Here is a 20,105-nt window from a genome sequence, read left to right as displayed (position 1 = left end):
ATTTAAAGGTTTTGGCTGATTATTTCTACAACATCGTTAATTTGCACGCCAGGTAGTGGTTTATCATCAATACTGACTGCTACTGCAGTTTGCTGATAAAGCTGCTCTACGCGAATTTTATTAAGCGTGGTGATGGTGTGTGGCATAACATTACCTGCCGCGTCGGTTAAATAGTTATGGTGCGCAATGCTTAGCATTTGGCCTTTTTTTAACCCATGAGCTTTACCTAAGTTAATAACGATTTTGCTATTTTCCATATGCATTATTTTACCTTGAGTAGGTAAACACGCCATAGCTGCTTGAATGTCATAACTTACTGATTGGTTGATATCGGTTATGCTTTGCCCATAAGGCGATTGCCAAAACCTATCACTATTAACATCAACTATGGTTGTTTTTTCAAATGGCCAAATTGCTTGAGTATGGTAACTATTTTGCCAAAGTTGCTCATAGGTAGTGCCATCAAACAGTGCAAACTCAATGTTGTAACTGCGCTCATACGCCTCGTCTTGCCAAAATGCATAATCGTTATTGAGTTTGTCGCTAGTCGAAAGGCTGGTTATTTGGCTAAGCAGAACATATTGAGCGTTACTGCGCGAAGATATTTCTTCTAATTGGGCATTTGAATAGTCGTGCTGCTGCGAAAAGTATTTATCAACGCTTATTGCATTATTATAGTAAGCAATAGGTACTGCGCTCATTTTTGATTTTTGCAGGGAAGTAAAAATATTTTTGCTAATCGCTTTGCTTACGTCAAATATTTGACCCATTTTGGCGTGTTCACGATGAACAAGTTGGCTTTGTGTAACGGCCACAAACTTATTAAAACTATTTTGTGGGCATTGCTCTGTTTGAGAAAAAATATCGAGTCGTAATGTAACGGCAAATTTATTGTCGTATTTATTTTCGCTGATTAGTTCAATTTTTTGAATTTCGCCGTGGCTGCTAATTTTTAGCTGATCTTGCATTAACACGCCATCTACCAGGGTTTGTACAGAGCTAACCCGTGCGCCAGAGAACACTAACGCTTGTGTAATCGCATCTTTTATAGCGGCAGATTTAGCTGCGCTCGTATCACCATTTTGAACGTTCGCGTGACCCGTTGATTCATACCACTGTGCTTTAGTAAAAGGGGAGAAGGTTAATAATGCCGTTACACTTAATCCTGCAAATGCCAATGATAAAAACGACTTCATACTTTTACTCCAATTAAACGTTAGCTATTAACTAGGTAGAGCAAGGACTGTACCAATGTTATTTGGTAATTATTAGTAATGCTATAAATGGCATTAAACGTGCATATGTACTGCTAATTACTATACAAGGGCTAGATGCTATGCGAGCAATTTCATTACTTATTACACTTGGGTGTTTAACCTTAGGTGGTTGTAGCAGCGTTTTTGATAAGCATGTTGAATATAAATATGTAGAGCCAAATAATTACCCCGTTTTAAAAGCGATAGGGTATGCACCTATTAGCTTGCAAAAAGGCGCTAACGCGTCGCAAAAACAACTTATGGCCATTAAAGCTTCTAAGCTTGAGGCTTACCGCGAGCTTACTGAACAAGTATATGGGCAAAAAATTACCGCAGGAACAACGGTGGAAGGTTCAATTGCTCAAGACGATTACCTAGAAAGTAAAGTGCAGGGGCTTATTAAAGGTGCACAAATAATTAAAACTTACGCAGTAGATGATACTTACGTGACCGAGCTTGAGCTTAATATGAAGCGTGTGCACGATTTATACATAGGTGAAGTAAAACCACGCGAAGTTAAAAAAGTAACTTATTACTAAATAACCCAGTTGATTAAAAAAGTTATTCAAAATATCTCATCCTCTTATATTGAGTGCTATGCTGTTGTTAGGATTAATTTTTAAGCAGATTGCGTAGTGCTCAACAGATGTATTTTATTGCCACTTATATTAACAGTGGCTCTGTAAATGGCGTTTAAGCCAACTCATTTAAATCCTAAATTATTTATATGGTGCAAAGCCAATTTGCGCTACCTATTACTGTTTTTTGTACTCTCTAGTGGTGTGCTTGCAAGCCGACTAACTATTCAATTTAATACCTTTATTGAGCTGATGGGTCAACAATATGGACCTGCGCGAGCGGCTGTTGCACGTAACTGGCAAAGTATGTTGGTACAAACTCAAAACAAACCAGAGCAACAACAAATTCTTATTGTTAATGATTTTTTTGCGCGTAATTTACGCTATCAAACTGATATTTTGCTATGGAAACAAAACGATTATTGGGCAACCCCTTTAGAAACGTTAGGCAGAGGCTTAGGCGATTGTGAAGATTACGCAATAGCAAAGTATATAAGCTTGAGAGCCCTAGGGGTGAGCGACGACAAGTTACGTCTTATTTATGTAAAAGCAAAAATTGCGGGCACTAACAAAACGCAAGCACATATGGTGTTAGGTTATTTTGCTACACCAAACGCTCAGCCACTTATTTTAGACAGTTTAATAACAAAGGTTTTACCTGCTGCAAAACGTGTAGATTTAAGCCCTGTTTTTAGCTTTAACAGCCAAGGTTTATGGGCTAATAATTCAACCAAAAGTGTAGCCAGCCCAACAGCAAGACTTTCACGCTGGCGTAAAATTTTGGAGCAGACAACCAAAGAAGGAGTTATGTGGTAATGGCATCATTTTCCTTATCTAAGTATCTTAAAAAACGAAAAATAACACTCAGGCAAGAGCTGTGGATTGCATTATTAATTGTTATTTTTGTAGGCTTTATAAGTAGTGTTTTAATTAGCACTAATTCGGCTAAAAGTTATTTTTCGACCCAGCTGTATTTAAAAAATGTAGATAACGCCAGTTCACTCGCGTTAATGATCAGCCAATTAGATAAAGACCCCGTTGAGCTTGAATTATTAGTATCGGCCACATTTGATACCGGTCACTATAAGCGAATAGAACTACAAAACCCTAATGGTGAGGTGATTGTTAAACGCACGTTTACCGATGAACTCGAAGCGACGGCTCCGCAGTGGTTTAGAGCAATGTATGGATTAAATGTACAGCCAGGGGTTGGGCAAGTAAATGATGGTTGGCAGCAGTTTGGTACTTTGTTTATAGAAAGCCACAGTCAATATGCTGAGCAAGCCTTATGGGAAAGTGCGCTTAAACTATTTTTTAGTTTTTTAATTGTCGCTTTTTTTGCTTGTATAGTTAGTGCTTACTTTTTAAGTAGGATATTAAAACCACTAGATGATGTTGTGTATCAGGCTAATGCATTTGGTGAAAAACGTTTTATTAAATCCACCGTCCCTCGTACATTTGAGTTTGCACGTTTAGTGCAATCAATGAACCAGTTATCTACCCGTTTTAGCCGTATTATTAAAGAAGATAATAAACGTTTAGAAGAGCTTAGATTTAAATCGCAACACGATGAGCTAACTGGTTTAGCAAATAGAGAATATTTTGGTGCAACGCTTGAGGCTCACTTACAAAAATCAAAAGATCATGCCCATGGTGCCTTGTTTTTATTTAGGGTTGTTAACCTCGATCGCGTAAGTGAGGAAGTGGGACGAGTAGAAATGGTTAACTTTCTACGTCGATTTTCACAGATGTTGGTTAGCTTCTTAGAAAGCAACCAAGAACACTTTTCTGAAAATTACATTGCACGTATTTCTCACAGCGATTTTACCGTTTTATTTAGTGATATTGATGATATTCAAGCAATCAGTGAACGTATTTTATTGATGCATCAATCGTTTGTTGAAGAGTATAAAAACGTTAAGCTAGCGATACCTCACAGCTGTACTTATATTCAAAAAGACGATACGCGATTTGATGTATTAAAGCGTGCGGATGAACTTTTAAAATCATCGGGTAAACGATCTGATGTACAAGCAAAAGTAGCTCAAATCAAGCAAGAAAGTGAGCTGTTTGATAATGCAACTAGTTGGCAAAATGCCATAGAAGAGGCACTCAACAATAATAATTTAGAAATAAATACTTACCCAGTAACGAGCTTTACGGGGCAGGTAATGCAAAATCAATTAGGGTTGAGCCTAAAGCTTGGTGGGCAAGTATACCGTGCTAGTTACTACTACCAGTGGGCTAACCGATTAAAGTTATTAGCGCGTTTAGATTGGGGTTTAATTAAGGCGTTGGTGGCTCATTATAGTATTGAGCCACCAAGTGAACTGATTTCGGTTGAATTATCTGCTCAAACGTTACTTGATGATGCTGCACTTGCTTCGATTCTTACGTACCTTTCGGCGTTTCCTGATTTAGCCTCTAAAATTTGTTTTGATATTCGTGAAAGTATTGCCGTTAGCGAAATTGAGATATTTAAAGATTTTTGTGAGCAGGCTCGATGTATGGGCGCTAAGGTAGCATTAAAACGTGTGGGCCCTGAATTTACTAAAATTAATAAAATTCAGGAATTTGGTCTTGAAATGATTAAGGTTGATAGCGTTTACGGACACAATATTAGTTACAGCCAAGATAACCAAACATTCCTGCGAGGAGTATGTACGTTAGCGCATTCTATTGGCATTAAAGTGGTGGCTCAAGGTGTAACAAGCCAAGATGATATAGATACACTTATTAACTTAGGCTTTGATGGGGTTATTAAAGAGTAAGTAGTAGGCATTAACCGTGCGGTTAATGCCCTTTTACAACTAACATTAATTGGATGCGGTCGCGAACTTTTAGCTTATTAAATATAGAGCTCATATGCTCTTTAATTGTGCGTTCTGTAATATTTAAAGATTCTGCAGCTTGCTTATTAGTTGCACCTGTTACAACAATATCAACTACTTGACGTTCTCGCCTTGTGAGTACATCAAGCTCGCATGTGCTCGCATATTTAAACGGTGTATTTGATAAAGCTCCTACTAAGTTAGATAGTAATTGCCCTGGTAACCATATTCCGCCAGTACAAATTGTCTCAAGTACTTGTTCAATAATTACTTTAGTAGCGAGTGCTTCTACGTACCCCCTAGCTCCTGCTTCAAGCGCACTTCTTAGTTGATTTATTTCTAGTTCGTTGGTCATAACGATAACCAGTAAACGTTGCTGAGAATACTTTTTAACAAGCTCAAGCCAATTAGGTGTGCCGGCTAAAACCCAAATAATACTTGATGCCGTGACTCTGTGTGGTTCTTTTGTGCATATCAAACAACCAGGAAACGCTGTATGCCAGTGTTTCGATTCAAATTCAGGCTGTGTAATAAAAATACTTTGGCGCATTACTTCTCCATTTATAAAATGTTTTAACGCTCTGTCATTGCTTGCGATGTAGCTCTAAGAACCGGTTTTAAAATATACTCAAGTACGGTTTTTTTACCGGTAATAATATCCACTTGAGTGGTCATTCCTGGAATAATAGTCAGCTCTTTTGAAAAATTATTTTTGGTGGTTTTTAGCTGCACCAAATAAAAGGTATTCTCGCGGTCATCTGTAATTGTATCGGCACTTATATGTAATACTTCGGCTTCAAGGCCACCATATACGGCAAAGTCGTAGGCACTAAATTTTATCATTGCAGATTGCCCAGGGCGTAAAAATGCAATGTCTTTAGGCGGGATTTTTGCCTCTACTACAAGTTGATCGTCAAGCGGGACAATTTCCATAACATCACTACCTGGCTGTAAAATACCGCCAACAGTATTAACTAATAATCGTTGTACAGTGCCTTTAACAGGAGAGCGTATTTCAGTTTGAGTTACTTTATCGGCTAAGCCAGATTCAGTTTCTTTAATTGAATCTAGTCGCAGTAGCGCTTCGGAGAGTTCATTGTTCCAGCGGTTAATCATAACGAGCTCAACTTCGGTTACCTTATTTTTAGCTTCGTTAATGGCCGAAAGACTCCTATTTATAACTGCTTTGGTTCTGTTTATCTCGCCGTTTAAATCAACTATTTGACGCTCTAAACGAATAATATCTATATCCGAAATAGCACCGGTGCGTAACAATGGGCGGGTCACTTTAAGCTCCCTGTTTGTTAAGCGTAGCGCGCTGGTATGCTGCTGAAGTGCCGCTTTTGCTTCAATATAATCTTGGTGTCGCTGCTCTAGTTGGCGTTTGTGAATACTTACCTGTTGCTCCAACTCTTGGCTGTTACTCAAATAAAGAGAGCGTTCGTGTTGAACCACCTGAGGCGCATTTTTTATAACATCTTCGTTAAATACGAGCTCCTTTTTTTGAGTGAGCGCTCTGAGCCTCGCAACTTTTGCACTTAACGATTCAACCTTGGATTGATTTTCCCTAAAGCTAGAAATAAAGCGGGTAGGGTCTATTTTAATGAGTACATCACCCTCGTTTACTATTTGGCCTTCTCGGACATTTATTTTTTCGACCATACCACCATCATAAGATTGAATAAGCTGTAATTTATTAGAGGGAATAACCCGTCCCTCGCCACGAGCAACTTCATCCAAATTAGCAAAACCAGACCACACAATAAGGCATATAAACGTTAAGCAAATTAAATAAAGTAGTAACCTAGCGCTTGCTGGTTCCTGCTGCATTTTTTCCCACTGTGCATCTACTACCCAGTCTTGAGTATTTGGCGGTGAAATCCATCCTTTAAATAGTTTATTAAATACGGATGGCTTACCTTGTTTTCTTGCTTCTATTGCTTTGCTAACAGATTCAAAAGAGCGTTGTTCAAGTGGTTTTTTGTTATCACTCATGAGGCCTGCTCCACGGTTTTATTATTTAACGCCGCAATTACTTTTTGTTTTGGTCCATCAGCAACTACTTTTCCGTTATCTAAAACTATAATTCGGTCAACAAGCTCAAGTAATGATGAGCGGTGAGTCACCACGATTAAGGTTTTATCTTTAGAATAACCCTTTAAATTATTAATAATTTTACTTTCACTATTATGATCTAGTGATGAGGTTGGCTCATCTAGTAATAGTATTGGAGGGTCGTTAATTATGGCTCTTGCCATACCTACAGCTTGGCGTTGCCCTCCTGATAATTGGCGGCCTTGCTCGCCTACTTGTAAATCAAATCCGTCTGGGTGCGAATTAATTAAATCAAATAATTGGCTCCGCTCACAGGCTTCAATAATTTGCTCGTCTTTGGCATGCCAAGCGCTTATCGTAAGGTTGTCTTTTAAGGTCCCATAAAACAGGGCAACGGTTTGCGGTACATAACCAATATTATGGCGAAGCTCTGCAGGGTCAATTTGATGTATATCGTTATTGTCCATCAAAATTGCTCCTGAACAGGGTTCATATAGCCCTAAAATAAGCTTTTCTAATGTACTTTTACCTGAGCCATTACGTCCTAAAATTGCGACTTTTTCACCAGCTTTAATTTTAAAACTAACGCCGTTGAGTGCATTATGAGATTCGTCAGAGTATTTAAAGCATACATCTTTAAATTCTATATCGCCCTTTAAAATAGGGTGGCTTAACCAATGCTTACCAGGTGGGCGCTCGACCTCTTTTTCCATAATCTCATTTAGTGATTGCATTGCTATTGCGGCATGATGATATTGCGCTAAAACAGCGGCTGACTGCCCAATAGGGCCCATAGCACGAGATGATAATAAGTAGGCTGCAATTAATCCGCCTTGAGTTAGCTCACCTTCAATAACGAGGTGTACGCCTATTATCATTATTATCACGCCTACACATTGTTGTATCCACGATGCTGTATTTGATATAGAGCTTGAAACGAGTCGGCTTTGTGCGTTTACTTGCGCAATGTAAATGGTCGACTTTTCCCATACAGATTGTGTTTTACACTCTGAGTGAAAACTTTTTACATCTTCAATGTTGGTTAAACTTTCTACTAATACTGCATTTCGCATTGAGCTTGCTTTCATTGTTTGCTCTGAAAGGGCTTCAAGTTTGCGGTGTGCGGCTATAGCGTAAGCTAATAATATAAGTGCGCCCGCTATAATGGGTAAACTTAGAGGTACGCCAATAATGGCGATAACAATTAAATATAAAACTACGAATGGTAAGTCGACTAATGCGACAAGCGTTATGGAGCTAAAAAAGTTACGTACAGCTTCAAATGATTGAATATTGCTAGCAAAGGAGCCAGCTGATGATGGACGGTTTTTTAGTTTCATACCTAATACCCGCTCCATAATTACAGCCGATACTTTGACATCTATTCTGCTTGCAGCAAGCTCTACAAAATAGCCTCTTACTAAGCGTAAAACAAAGTCAGCAGTGAGTGCTATTAAAATACCAATGGCAAGTACCCAAAGGGTTTCTGTTGCATGGTTAGGCACTACGCGGTCATATACGTTCATTACAAATAAAGGCATAGCAACCGACAAAAAGCCCAACGCAATAGCTGAAATAATTACGTCTTTATAAAGTGAGCGGCACTCTTTAATTACTCCCCAAAACCATCCGTCTTTTGATAGTTTTTCAAGTACAGGTGTTCGCTCATCAAATGCAAATTCTGGTTGTGCATAAATAATTAAACCAACACTGTTGCCTGCTAATTCATCAATGCTCTGTTCGATAACTGATTCGGTAAGCTCTGGGTAAATTACACTCACCAACTGCTTATCGTAATCAATAGAATTAATAACACAGGCTTGATTGTCTTTTAAAATTAAGATGGCAGGTAGCAGTGCTGTATTAATTTTTTGTAGTGGCTTATTAACTACTTTTGATTTAAAGCCAATGCGCTTTGCTGCGCGCGAAAAACCTGATGGAGTAAGATTTCCATCAGTTAGAGGAAGTCCATTTAATAGTGCTTCTCTTGAAAACTCTTTATCATGATGGCGACATAAAACTGCTAGGCAGTCAACGAGTATGCCACCATGATCAAGTACATCGTTTAATTCCATAAACCATCCAATGTTATGTAGAACTGCATGCGGTTGTTACTACTAAACCTAAACTCGAGAAATAAATTTAGCTTAAATATTTCAAGCCGAGTTTAGGCTATTTACATAACGTTAATTGACTTAGCTATCAGTAATTACAGCTTCGATACGTCGATTCGCAGCATTTGCTCTTACTGATATTTCGTTTACTCGAGGTTGATCAATACCGTACCCGAACGATTTAACACGTTTTGGTTTTATATCGAATTGTTTAATTAGAATTTCAGCAACGGCAAACGCACGTTTTTCAGATAGTTTGCGGTTATATGTTCGATCTCCATCTAGAGAAGCATGACCTTGTATTTCAACCTGCTTATTTGGGTTTTCTTTTAAAAAATCTGCAAGCCGACTAATTTCTTGAATATATTGAGACCTTACATCGCTTGAGTCAGCAGAAAAAGGGATACCAATCTCTATATTCGAGGTTGATGCGCTATAAATTGTACAGCCAGATAAATCAACATTAGTTGACAGTGGCGTACTCGGACAAGTGTCTTGCTCGTTTGGTACGCCGTCACCATCATCATCTAAAAAGCTACTTGGTGTAGTGTCGGTTTCCAACGGTATATCTAAGTACCTTGGCATAGCGGTTACACTCATGTAGGCATTATCTTGCTTCGCTTTTTTTTGTAGAAATGCCTTGCGGCTAAAGGTGGTTGCTACATCGTAACTCGGACAAATATTTTGTGCGTTATGCACAATAGGATCGTCAGTTAGCTCTTTTAATGTAGGGTATTTACCTGACATTACGTCAAGTGCTGGCAATAATTTCCCCATTTCTTTTAGCATAGTTAAAATAGCCGATTGGCGGTCGTAAAGCGCAACTATGTATGAACGTGTTGATTGGAACGATTCGTTTTCGGCATCAAGTACGTCTAGTAGAGTTCGTTGGCCTATATCAAATTGATCTTTATATGCAATTTTAACTTTAGTTGATGATTCGCGGTGTTGATTAAGCGCTGGCAACTTTTGCTCTAGTATAGTTACGTTGTAGTAGGCAATTTGCAGACTTTGACGAATATCAATACAGGCTTGATCTCGTTGATATTTTGCAATGTTTATATCTTGATAAGCTTGTTCTAAATTAGCGCTATCAAGACCACCGTTATACAAGTTATAACTAATATCTATGCCGACTCGCGCTTCTGTTCTGGTTTCATTTTGACCAAGCTCATCTCTATCTTGGCTACCGTAGCGGGCAGATAAATCTACGTTAGGATGAAAGGCCGCTTTTTGTGCTTTGGCGTTCGCTTTTTGCGCTTCAATATTATACAAAGAGGCATAAAATGAAGGGCTGTTTTTGTAGGCGACGTCTAGCGCTTGGTTAACCGAAATTGGTATATTGTTTTCATCAAGGTCAGCTTGCTTTATATCGTTCATAGGTAGCTCACCTACAACTCTTAGGTAGCGAGCGCTTACATCATGTAAATTTGAGTACTCCGTTAATACATTAGATTGCGCTAGAGATAAACGGCCACTAATTTGTTCTAGGTCTGCTGCGCGCGCTACACCGGCGCTTACGCTTTGCTCTATTTGTTGGTATACAGACTCGTGCTCTTGTAAATTAGCTTCTGCAAGTTGTACTAACTCTTTGAATTTTTGTACGTCAAGTAGTGCAATCGAGGCTTCAAGTGCTGTTTGTTCTGTTTGAGAAATAAGCTCAAAGTACCTAATAAGTTGAATACGTTTAAAACGGTCAACTGTATTAGATGTTCTAAAACCGTCATAAAGCATTTGAGTAACGCTTAATTCGGCTGTATTACGGTTATATTCTTCTTCAATACCGTAATTTCTTCTTTCATATCCTGCACTTGCTGATACATCAACACTTGGTAAATAACCTGAACGGGCAGCATCCACTCCATAAATAGAAGATTTAAAAGCATGCCATGCTTCTTGTACTTCAGGATTGTTTTCAATCGCTTTACTTGAGACGTATGTAAGTGGCATTGCTGATTGTTCGTTTGCATGCACGTAGTTTGATAAAGTTACGGCTGTAATCGCTAATCCGATTAACATAGTCCCTTGATGCTTTTTAAAAGTGTTTTTTATAATCATTTCTTCCTCTTAGATCCTGTTAAGACCGAAAATACTCTTTTAAATATTTAGTAAAGGAGTGCTAATTTTGCAAGTAATCTTTTTGGACAGCATAAAAAAAAATTTATACCACTTTTTTGTTGATTTTTTATTTTTGAATTTTTCTTCTAAACCTGTACTTGAGTCCAGTATCTATGTGCTTTTTTTGTTCTACCTTTAATTTATTAGATTGTTATTTTAAAAAGTTTGAGGGTACCTAAATGGAAGCAAATCAACTTGTAGTTATTGATATTCAGGGTTCGGCGGGTGTTGTGTTGGATGATGGATCAATAAGAGCGTTAAACGTTGGTGACATTATTACCGTAGGTGATTTAGTTGTTACTGCTATTAAGTCGTCGTTACAAATAGATGTGCAAGGTGAAACCTTATCTATACCCGCAAATCAAAAGGTAAAAATAACACCAGACCTATTAGCGAAAGAAGCAAGAGACGCTAGCGAAACAACTGTTTTTGATGAAAGTTTAGATGAAGCAATCGCAAGCTTAGACTTAGGTACAGAACAAGACTCATCAACGGCGGCTAATTCAGATGTAACAGATTTTTTAGATGCATTAGAGGGTGATGGGGACATTTTAGATAATTTAGAGGCAACAGCCGCTGGTGGCGGTAATGCAGCTGGTGCAGATGGAGGTAGTTCGTTTGTACAGTTAACCCGAATTTCTGAAAGTGTTGATCCTAGTAGTGTTACTTTTGATTCTTCTTTTGATCAAAGCGCTACTGAAGCTTTTAATTTAAGAGATACCTCTGATGGTATTGTGCCTGACGCAACTTCGGCTTCTATTTCACTTAATGAGCTGGGCGTTACTAATTCATCACAACCAACAATTACCGGTACGAGTGAAAACTTAATTGGCGAAACGGTTAATGTAACGGTAACTGATGTTGATGGAAATTCTCAAGTAGTTAGTGTTGTGATTGGCCCTGATGGTACCTTTGAAATAACTCTACCAACTCCGGTTGCTGATGGCCCTGTGACCGTTGTTGTTGAAGCGACAGATCCTGTTGGCAACCCTATAAACGACACTATTTCTATAGAAATTGATACAACACCTCCGCTTATTGCTATTGATCCTGTTGCCGATTCTGCTTCGCAAACAGTGACAGTAACAGGGACTGTATCTGGGTTGAACACTGGGGATAATGTGTCAGTCACGTTAACGGATAGTGCAGGTACGGTACAAACAATTGTTACTCAAGTTGATGCGCTAGGAAATTGGGTTATTACTACTACCTCACCTTTATCTGAAGGAGAGTTTAACGTAAGCGCAGTGGCGATTGATGCCGCTGGAAATCAAGCTGTAGATCAAGCTTTAGCGAATGTAGATTTAACTGCTCCGGTAATCACAGTAAATGTAACTGATGAAACAAATAACGCAACACCACCACTTGTTGGAACAACAAATGGTGTTCCTGAAGGCACGCAAGTAACAATTACTGTTACAGATAGTGCAGGACAAATACAAACATTAACTGCGGTTACTCAAGCCGATGGAAGCTGGAGTGTAGAAGTTGGGACTCCTTTACCCGAAGGTGATTTTACTGTTGATGCACAAGTAAGCGACAGTGTAGGAAACTTAGCATCAGCAAGTGATTCAGGAGTAGTTGATTTAACGGCGCCTACGGTACAAATTAATAATATTAACGACACTCAAGACACCACGCCAACTATTACTGGTAACGCGCAAGATGTACCTGCAGGCTCTATTATTAGTGTGGTTATTACCGATTTTAATGGTCAAACTCAAACATTATTAACCCAAACAAACGCTGATGGTGATTGGTCTATCGACGTAACTACGCCATTGGCTGAAGGGCAGTTTGAGGTTGATGCAAGTGTAAGCGATGCTGCAGGTAATCAAGCCCAAGCAAATAACCAAGGTGTTGTTGATTTAACAAACCCAGATATTACCGTTACTGCAATTGCTGATACTAACGATACTACACCAACATTTGTAGGTAGGGTGGAAGACGCTCCTGCGGGCTCTGTTATTACAGTATTAGTAACCGATATTAACGGTAACGTACAAACTTTAACTACTTTATTAAATGAAGATGGCACATGGAGTGTTGATGCTAATGAAATCTTGCCAGGTGGTGAGTTTACAGCAACTGCGTCAGTAACCGATCCAGCAGGTAATGAGGCTACTGCGCAAACAAACGGCGAAATAACGTTTGCTCCTATTTCAATTCAAATCGATGCAATTGCTAATACTAACGATACCACTCCATTTTTAAGTGGTAACACCGGTAATGTGCCTGCAGGTACTACCATTACTTTAACTATTACGGCAAGCGATGGGAGTACATTTACATTACTTGCAGTGACGCAAGCAGATGGTTCATGGACTGCACAAGTAACAACCCCTCTACCTGAGGGCGACTTTACCGTAGTTGCTGCTGTTATAGATGACTCGGGTAATGAAGCGCAAGCAAGTGCAGTAGGTAATGTTGATTTAACTGTAAGCATTAATTTTATTATTGATACTAACGATACAACACCAACAGTTAGCGGCTCTACCCAAGACGTAGAGCCTGGTGCATTAGTAACCGTTACATTTACAGGAAGCGATGGCGTAACAGAAACTGTGCAAGTAGTTACTGGTGCTGACGGAAGCTGGTCAGTTGAGGCAAGTAATGAATTGGTTGAAGGTCCGTTTAGTGTAATTGCAACTGTGACTGATGCTGCGGGTAATACAGCTTCTGCAAGCGAAACTGGAGAAATTGATTTAACAGATCCTGCAATCACGATTAATCCTATTGAGGATACGAATGATGTAACTCCATCAGTAAGTGGTAACGTAATTGATGTACCTGCAGGGACCGAAGTTACATTAGTAATAACTGACAGTGAAGGCAATGAACAAACACTCACAACACTTACAAATGCCGATGGTACATATACAGCGGATATTATTGCAGATCTCAGTGAAGGTGATTTCACAGTAACAGCGAGTGTTAGTGATACTGCAGGCAATAGCAGTACGGCAACTGTTACAGGTACGGTCGATTTAACCGCACCAAGTGTCACTATCAACAATATTGCTGATACAAACGATACAACACCTACTCTTACCGGTTCTACCCAAGGATTAGCATCGGGCAGTGAAGTAACTTTAATTGTTACCGATAGTCTAGGAGCAGAGCAACAGTTAGTGACTACTATAAGTGCTGATGGTACTTGGAGTATTGAGATTTCAACTGCTTTAAGTGAGGGGGATTTTACCGTAACTGCTAATGTATCTGATAATGCGGGTAACGCAGCCCAAGATTCACAATTAGGCACAGTTGATACCACCCCTCCTTTAGTTGCAATAAATGACTTTGCTGATTCAAACGATACAACGCCTACATTTAGCGGAACAACAAGTGATGTAGCTCCAGGTAGCCTTGTTAGTGTTTTAGTTACTGATGCAAATGGTGAGTCTCAAACATTGACGGCGGTTGTGTCAGAAGATGGAACTTGGCAAGTTGGTGCAACTCAAGCTGTTGCTGAAGGCGACTTTACAATTACGGCAACAGTAACAGACGCTGCAGGTAATGAAGCAAGCGATACCGGTACTGGAACAATTGATTTATCAGCTCCAATTATAGCAATTAATACAATCCCAGATAGCGCCGATACTACTCCAACAATTTCAGGTTCAGTACAAAATGTGCCAGCTGGAACAACGGTTACGTTAATATTGACGGATGCTGGTGGTAATACACAAACAATTACAACACAAACGCTAGCTGATGGTAGCTGGACAGCTGATGCTATTAATGAGTTAGTTGAAGGTGACTTTAGCGTTAATGCCATCGTTAGCGATGAAGCAGGTAACCAAAGTGAAACTTCAGCACAAGGAACTATCGATAATACCGCACCAACTATTACGATAGATGCACTGGCTGATAGTAACGACACCACCCCAACTATTTCAGGCACCGCAACGGGGGAGCCAGAAGGCACGGTTGTTATTATTACCGTGACTGATGAAGCAGGTAATCCACAAATAATTACTACTGAAGTACAAGCCGATGGCACCTTTAGTGTTGATGTGCCGAACGAATTAAGTGAAGGTGAATTTACTGTTGAGGTATCGGTTACAGATACTGCGGGCAATGAAACCACAGCAACTACGACTGGCGAGGTTGATACTTTAGCACCGGTGATCACGATAGATGCACTGGCTGATAGTAACGACACCACCCCAACTATTTCAGGCACTGCAACGGGCGAGCCAGAGGGTACAGTTGTTACTATTACCGTGACTGATGAAGCAGGTAATCCACAAATAATTACTACTGAAGTGCAAGCTGATGGCACCTTTAGTGTGGACGTACCAAATGAACTAAGCGAAGGCGAATTTACTGTTGAGGTATCTGTTACTGACACTTCAGGTAATGAAACCACAGCAACTACGACTGGAGAAATTGATACTTCAGCACCGGTGATCACGATAGATGCACTGGCTGATAGTAACGACACCACTCCAACTATTTCAGGGACTGCGACGGGTGAGCCAGAAGGCACGGTTGTTACTATTACCGTGACTGATGAAGCAGGTAATCCACAAATAATTACCACTGAAGTGCAAGCAGATGGCACCTTTAATGTGGACGTACCAAATGAACTAAGTGAAGGCGAATTTACAGTTGAGGTATCCGTTACTGACACTTCAGGTAATGAAACCACAGCAACAACGACGGGTGAGGTCGATACGGCTGCACCATTAGTAATAATAGACCCTGTTGATGATACTAACGACACCACTCCAACTATTTCAGGGACTGCGACGGGTGAGCCAGAAGGCACAGTTGTTACTATTACGGTAACTGATGATGCTGGTAACCCACAAATAATTACTACTGAAGTGCAAGCTGATGGCACCTTTAGTGCGGACGTACCAAATGAACTAAGCGAAGGCGAATTTACTGTTGAGGTATCCGTTACTGACACTTCAGGTAATGAAACCACAGCAACTACGACTGGAGAAATTGATACTTCAGCACCGGTGATCACGATAGATGCACTGGCTGATACTAACAATACCACCCCAACTATTTCTGGCACCGCAACGGGTGAGCCAGAGGGCACGGTTGTTACTATTACAGTTACTGATGAAGCAGGTAACCCACAAATCATTACCACTGAAGTACAAGCTGATGGCACCTTCAGTGTTGATGTGCCGAACGAATTAAGTGAAGGCGAATTTACTGTTGAGGTATCGGTTACCGATACCGCAGGGAATGAAACAACCGCAACAACAACGGGAGAAGTCGATACTGCCGCGCCAACAGTTACTATTGACCCCATAGGTGATACTAACGATACCACACCAACCATTTCAGGCACCGCAACAGGTGAGCCAGAAGGCACAGTTGTTACTATTACCGTGACCGATGAAGCAGGTAACCCACAAACCATCACCACAGAAGTACAAGCCGATGGCACCTTTAGTATTGATGTGCCGAACGAATTAAGTGAAGGCGAATACAGCGTAGACGTATCAATCACTGATACTGCGGGTAACGAAAGTACAGAAGTAACAACGGGTACTATTGATACCTCAGCTCCTGTTATTGCGATTAATGCACTCGTTGATAGTAACGACACCACCCCAACTATTTCAGGGACTGCGACGGGTGAGCCAGAAGGCACGGTTGTTACTATTACCGTGACTGATGACGCTGGTAACGAACAAGTTATCACTACAGAAGTGCTCGCTGATGGCACTTTCACTGTTGATGTACCGAACGAATTAAGTGAAGGTGAATTTATTGTTGAGGTATCGGTTACCGATACCGCAGGTAATGAAACCACAGCAACAACGACGGGCGAAGTTGATACTGCCGCGCCAACAGTTACTATTGACCCCATAGGTGATACTAACGATACCACACCAACAATTTCAGGCACCGCAACGGGTGAGCCAGAAGGCACGGTTGTTACTATTACAGTAACTGATGATGCAGGTAATCCACAAACCATAACCACAGAAGTACAAGCCGATGGCACATTTAGTGTTGATGTACCAAATGAATTAAGTGAAGGTGAGTTTACTGTTGAAGTATCGGTTACCGATACAGCAGGGAATGAAACAACCGTAACAACAACAGGCGAAGTTGATACCACAGCGCCAATAGTGACTATTAACGCGTTAGGCGATACGAGTGATACAACACCGACCATTTCAGGTACGGTTAGCGGGGAGCCAGCTGGTTCAACCGTAACTTTAACCGTGACCGATGCTAACGGTGAATTACAAACAATTACAGCACAAGTAATTGCTGATGGAAGTTGGACTGCAGAAGTATCCGCGGCTTTAGCTGAAGGAAGCTACTCTGTAGATGCAAGTATTAGTGATAGCGCTGGTAATGAAGGCACAGCAAGTGCTTCAGGCACAATTGATACAAGCGCATTGACCATTACCATTGATATTATTGGCGAAACTAACGATCAAACACCTCAAATAAATGGTGATACTTTTAATGCACAAGTTGGCTCTCAAGTGGAAGTTCAGATCACTGACTCAGCGGGTGCAATAATTACTTTAACCACAGTTGTTGATGAAAACGGTCTTTGGAGTGTTACTCCGCCTGCAAATTTAGCTGAGGGCACCATTTTAATTAGTGCAACAGTAACAGACATAGGTGGTGGAACGGCTAATGCAGAGCTTGATGCTGTAATTGATATTACGCCTCCAACCATACAAGTAAATGAACTAGAAACAAGTAATGATACTACTCCAATTATTTCAGGTAGCACAACAGACGTAGCTTCAGGCACAGTTATAAATTTAACGGTTACTGATTCTCAAGGAGTTGTTCGTACATTTAGCACTACAACGGATGCCGATGGTAATTGGAGTGTTGAGCTTTCTCAAGAGCTGGCCTCGGGCGATTATTCTGTAGAAGCTGAAGTATCTGATGCTGCAGGAAATAGCGCTTCAACTACGGCTACCGGTAATATAGACACATCAGGACCTAGCTTAACCGTTGACTTTGAAGCTGTAACCAACGACTCAACGCCTACTATTTCAGGCACTAGTGATGCAGACGTTGGTACCAGCATCACGGTTGTTATTACTGATGATAACGGGGTTGAACAAACACTTACCACCACAGTAGATACAAATGGTAACTGGGAAGTAACTCCACAAACAGATTTAAATGAAGGTGATAACACCATCGAAGTGAGTGTATCTGACGAAGCAGGAAATACGACAAAAGTTACAGATACAATTACGTTAGACACGCAAGCGCCAACGCTCACCATTCAAAACGTAGGTGATGTTAGCGATTTAACACCCGAGCTTCAGGGCATCAGTAATGAAATTGGTGGCACCGTTACACTCACCATCACCGACAGCGCAGGTGCTGTGCAAACCATTGAGGCCCTAGTTGGCAGCGATGGTCACTGGAACATTGAAATTCCAGGTGCCCTTGCACAAGGTGATTTTAGCGTTGTTGCCAGCATTACTGATGCTGCAGGCAACGACACCACCACGAGCAGCAGTGGTAATGTGGATACCATTACACCGGTTGTCACCGTTGATGCACTGGGCCTGGGTAACGACAGCACCCCAGTTGTTAGTGGTACCTCAACAGAGCCTGAAGGCACGGTTATCAACATTATTATTACCGACAGTAACGGTGATGAGCACCCAATCACCGCTACTGTGGATGCAAACGGCGATTGGCAAGCAACCAGCCCTGAATTACCAGATGGCAGCTACACCGTACAAGCCAGTATCACCGATGATGCAGGCAACACCGGCGGCGTCACACAAACAGGCACCCTAGATACCTTAGCGCCGACATTGACACTGGATACCGTAGGAGCGACCAACGACAGCACCCCAACAATCAGCGGAAGCAGCAATGCGCCAGCAGGCACGGTTATAACGATTAACGTCACGGATGCAAATAATACAGAAACGTTCACTGCAACAGTGCAAGCCGATGGCAGCTGGTCAACGGATGTACCAAACGCGTTAACTGATGGTCCACTCACTATCGAAGCAAGCGTCAGTGACAGTGCAGGCAACACCACCACATTAAGTGAAGGCGCAACATTGGATACCAATGCACCGAGTATTAATATTGATGCATTAATGGACACAAATGACACCACGCCAGAAATTCGCGGGACAAGTGATGCAGCTGATGGCACCACCATTAGCTTAACGTTTGAAGACAGTGCAGGGAATATTACGACTGTTGATACGACCGTAACGGGTGGTGTATGGAGCGTCGATGCACCAAGCGTGCTAGCCGAAGGCGAATACACAGTAACAGCGACCGTGGATGATGGACTGGGCAATATTGGCAGCGCCACAGAAACAGGCGAGATTGACTTAACCGCACCAAGCCTTGTTATCACCGACAACGGTGTAGGTAACGACACCACCCCAACGATTGCAGGTACCAGCGATGCCGTGCAGGGAAGTGAAGTAACGATTGTTGTCACCGACAGCAGTGGCACACCGCAAACAATAAGCGCCACCGTACTTGCCAATGGCACATGGTCAATCCCTGTACCGATAGCACTTGCAGAAGGTAACTTCACCGTAAGCGCAAGCGTGAGCGATGCAGCAGGCAACGAAGCCACCGCCACAGGCACTGGTGAAATAGATACCACCGCACCGACACTTGTACTTACCAGCTCAGGCTCAAGTAGCGACATCACCCCGACACTCAGCGGAACAAGCGATGCGGTTGAAGGCACCGTTATTAACTTCACCGTGGTGGACGATCAAGGCAATACACAAATCTTTACGACCACTGTGGATGCCGATGGCAACTTCTCTATAGAAGTACCGACTGCCTTGGCAGAAGGGCTGTACACGATCACCGCTAACATCAGCGATGTAGCAGGTAACAGCACCGATATTACAGGCAACGGCACAATAGACACGTCCGCGCCAAGCATTACCGTTGATGCGCCAGTATTAACAAACGACAGCACGCCAACAGTGACAGGCACCAGTGATGCACCTAACAGCACCATCACAGTGACGTTTACAGATGCAGCGAATGCAGTGCAAACTATTGATGTACAAACCGATGCTAATGGTAACTGGAGTGCAACACCAACAGGCACATTAGCTGAAGGGAACTACAGCGTCAGCGCCAGCATCACTGATGCTGCAGGCAACACAGGCACCGGCACGGACAGTGGCGAAGTAGACG

Annotated in this window: 9 protein-coding genes; 4 read left to right on the top strand and 5 right to left on the bottom strand. The window is 41.4% G+C overall.

Annotated features, from left to right (window positions below; translation table 11 throughout):
* Nucleotides 1-2: 2 nt before the first annotated feature.
* The gene (locus tag I6E70_RS13375) at nucleotides 3-1,196 is read right to left on the bottom strand and encodes a flagellar assembly protein FlgT (protein WP_121953504.1); all 1,194 of its coding nucleotides are present in this window, start codon (nucleotides 1,194-1,196) and stop codon (nucleotides 3-5) included.
* 140 nt (nucleotides 1,197-1,336) lie between these two features.
* Here I6E70_RS13375 and I6E70_RS13370 point away from each other — a divergent pair, with 140 nt between their 5' ends.
* The 3 genes from I6E70_RS13370 (at nucleotide 1,337) to I6E70_RS13360 (ending at nucleotide 4,605) form a co-directional block, all read left to right on the top strand.
* Nucleotides 1,337-1,795 carry an LPP20 family lipoprotein gene (locus tag I6E70_RS13370; protein ID WP_008168853.1) on the top strand — a complete coding sequence of 153 codons (459 nt, stop codon included), beginning with the start codon at nucleotides 1,337-1,339 and terminating at the stop codon, nucleotides 1,793-1,795.
* Nucleotides 1,796-1,942: 147 nt separating this feature from the next.
* Entirely contained in the window at nucleotides 1,943-2,650 is a 708-nt protein-coding gene (locus I6E70_RS13365) for a transglutaminase-like cysteine peptidase (RefSeq protein WP_197188905.1), read from the top strand.
* Nucleotides 2,650-4,605, top strand: coding sequence for a bifunctional diguanylate cyclase/phosphodiesterase (locus I6E70_RS13360; protein WP_197188904.1), 1,956 nt, complete (start codon nucleotides 2,650-2,652; stop codon nucleotides 4,603-4,605). Before I6E70_RS13365 ends, I6E70_RS13360 begins: the two co-directional genes overlap by 1 nt.
* Nucleotides 4,606-4,627: 22 nt before the next feature.
* Here I6E70_RS13360 and I6E70_RS13355 read toward each other — a convergent pair whose 3' ends face one another.
* The 4 genes from I6E70_RS13355 to I6E70_RS13340 all read right to left on the bottom strand — a co-directional run bounded on the left by I6E70_RS13355 (nucleotide 4,628) and on the right by I6E70_RS13340 (nucleotide 10,892).
* Complete coding sequence (locus I6E70_RS13355; protein WP_197188903.1) at nucleotides 4,628-5,215, bottom strand: response regulator transcription factor; 588 nt, start codon at nucleotides 5,213-5,215, stop codon at nucleotides 4,628-4,630.
* Nucleotides 5,216-5,238: 23 nt separating this feature from the next.
* Complete coding sequence (locus tag I6E70_RS13350) at nucleotides 5,239-6,660, bottom strand: HlyD family type I secretion periplasmic adaptor subunit (protein ID WP_024608819.1); 1,422 nt, start codon at nucleotides 6,658-6,660, stop codon at nucleotides 5,239-5,241.
* Nucleotides 6,657-8,795 carry a type I secretion system permease/ATPase gene (locus I6E70_RS13345; RefSeq protein ID WP_197188902.1) on the bottom strand — a complete coding sequence of 713 codons (2,139 nt, stop codon included), beginning with the start codon at nucleotides 8,793-8,795 and terminating at the stop codon, nucleotides 6,657-6,659. The genes I6E70_RS13350 and I6E70_RS13345 overlap by 4 nt, the downstream gene beginning before the upstream one ends.
* A 120-nt stretch (nucleotides 8,796-8,915) precedes the next feature.
* Nucleotides 8,916-10,892 (bottom strand): TolC family outer membrane protein, encoded by a 1,977-nt coding sequence (locus tag I6E70_RS13340; protein WP_197188901.1) that lies wholly within the window; start codon nucleotides 10,890-10,892, stop codon nucleotides 8,916-8,918.
* A gap of 239 nt (nucleotides 10,893-11,131) precedes the next feature.
* Between I6E70_RS13340 and I6E70_RS13335 the strand changes: the two genes are divergently transcribed.
* The coding region (locus I6E70_RS13335; RefSeq protein ID WP_197188900.1) for a beta strand repeat-containing protein at nucleotides 11,132-20,105 on the top strand (8,974 nt) is incomplete at its 3' end.

Origin of the sequence: Pseudoalteromonas sp. NGC95, from assembly GCF_015864705.1 — a bacterium.
Classification (GTDB): Bacteria; Pseudomonadota; Gammaproteobacteria; order Enterobacterales; family Alteromonadaceae; genus Pseudoalteromonas; species Pseudoalteromonas arctica.
The sequence above is the reverse complement of the archived record's forward strand: the minus strand, read 5'-3'. Positions and strand labels throughout refer to the sequence as shown.

Excerpts from the sequence above, each read along its gene's own strand:
- I6E70_RS13375 (WP_121953504.1), bottom strand. The coding sequence starts at position 1,196 with ATGAAGTCGTTTTTATCATTGGCATTTGCAGGATTAAGTGTAACGGCA.
- I6E70_RS13370 (WP_008168853.1), top strand. The coding sequence starts at position 1,337 with ATGCGAGCAATTTCATTACTTATTACACTTGGGTGTTTAACCTTAGGT.
- I6E70_RS13365 (WP_197188905.1), top strand. The coding sequence starts at position 1,943 with ATGGCGTTTAAGCCAACTCATTTAAATCCTAAATTATTTATATGGTGC.
- I6E70_RS13360 (WP_197188904.1), top strand. The coding sequence starts at position 2,650 with ATGGCATCATTTTCCTTATCTAAGTATCTTAAAAAACGAAAAATAACA.
- I6E70_RS13355 (WP_197188903.1), bottom strand. The coding sequence starts at position 5,215 with ATGCGCCAAAGTATTTTTATTACACAGCCTGAATTTGAATCGAAACAC.
- I6E70_RS13350 (WP_024608819.1), bottom strand. The coding sequence starts at position 6,660 with ATGAGTGATAACAAAAAACCACTTGAACAACGCTCTTTTGAATCTGTT.
- I6E70_RS13345 (WP_197188902.1), bottom strand. The coding sequence starts at position 8,795 with ATGGAATTAAACGATGTACTTGATCATGGTGGCATACTCGTTGACTGC.
- I6E70_RS13340 (WP_197188901.1), bottom strand. The coding sequence starts at position 10,892 with ATGATTATAAAAAACACTTTTAAAAAGCATCAAGGGACTATGTTAATC.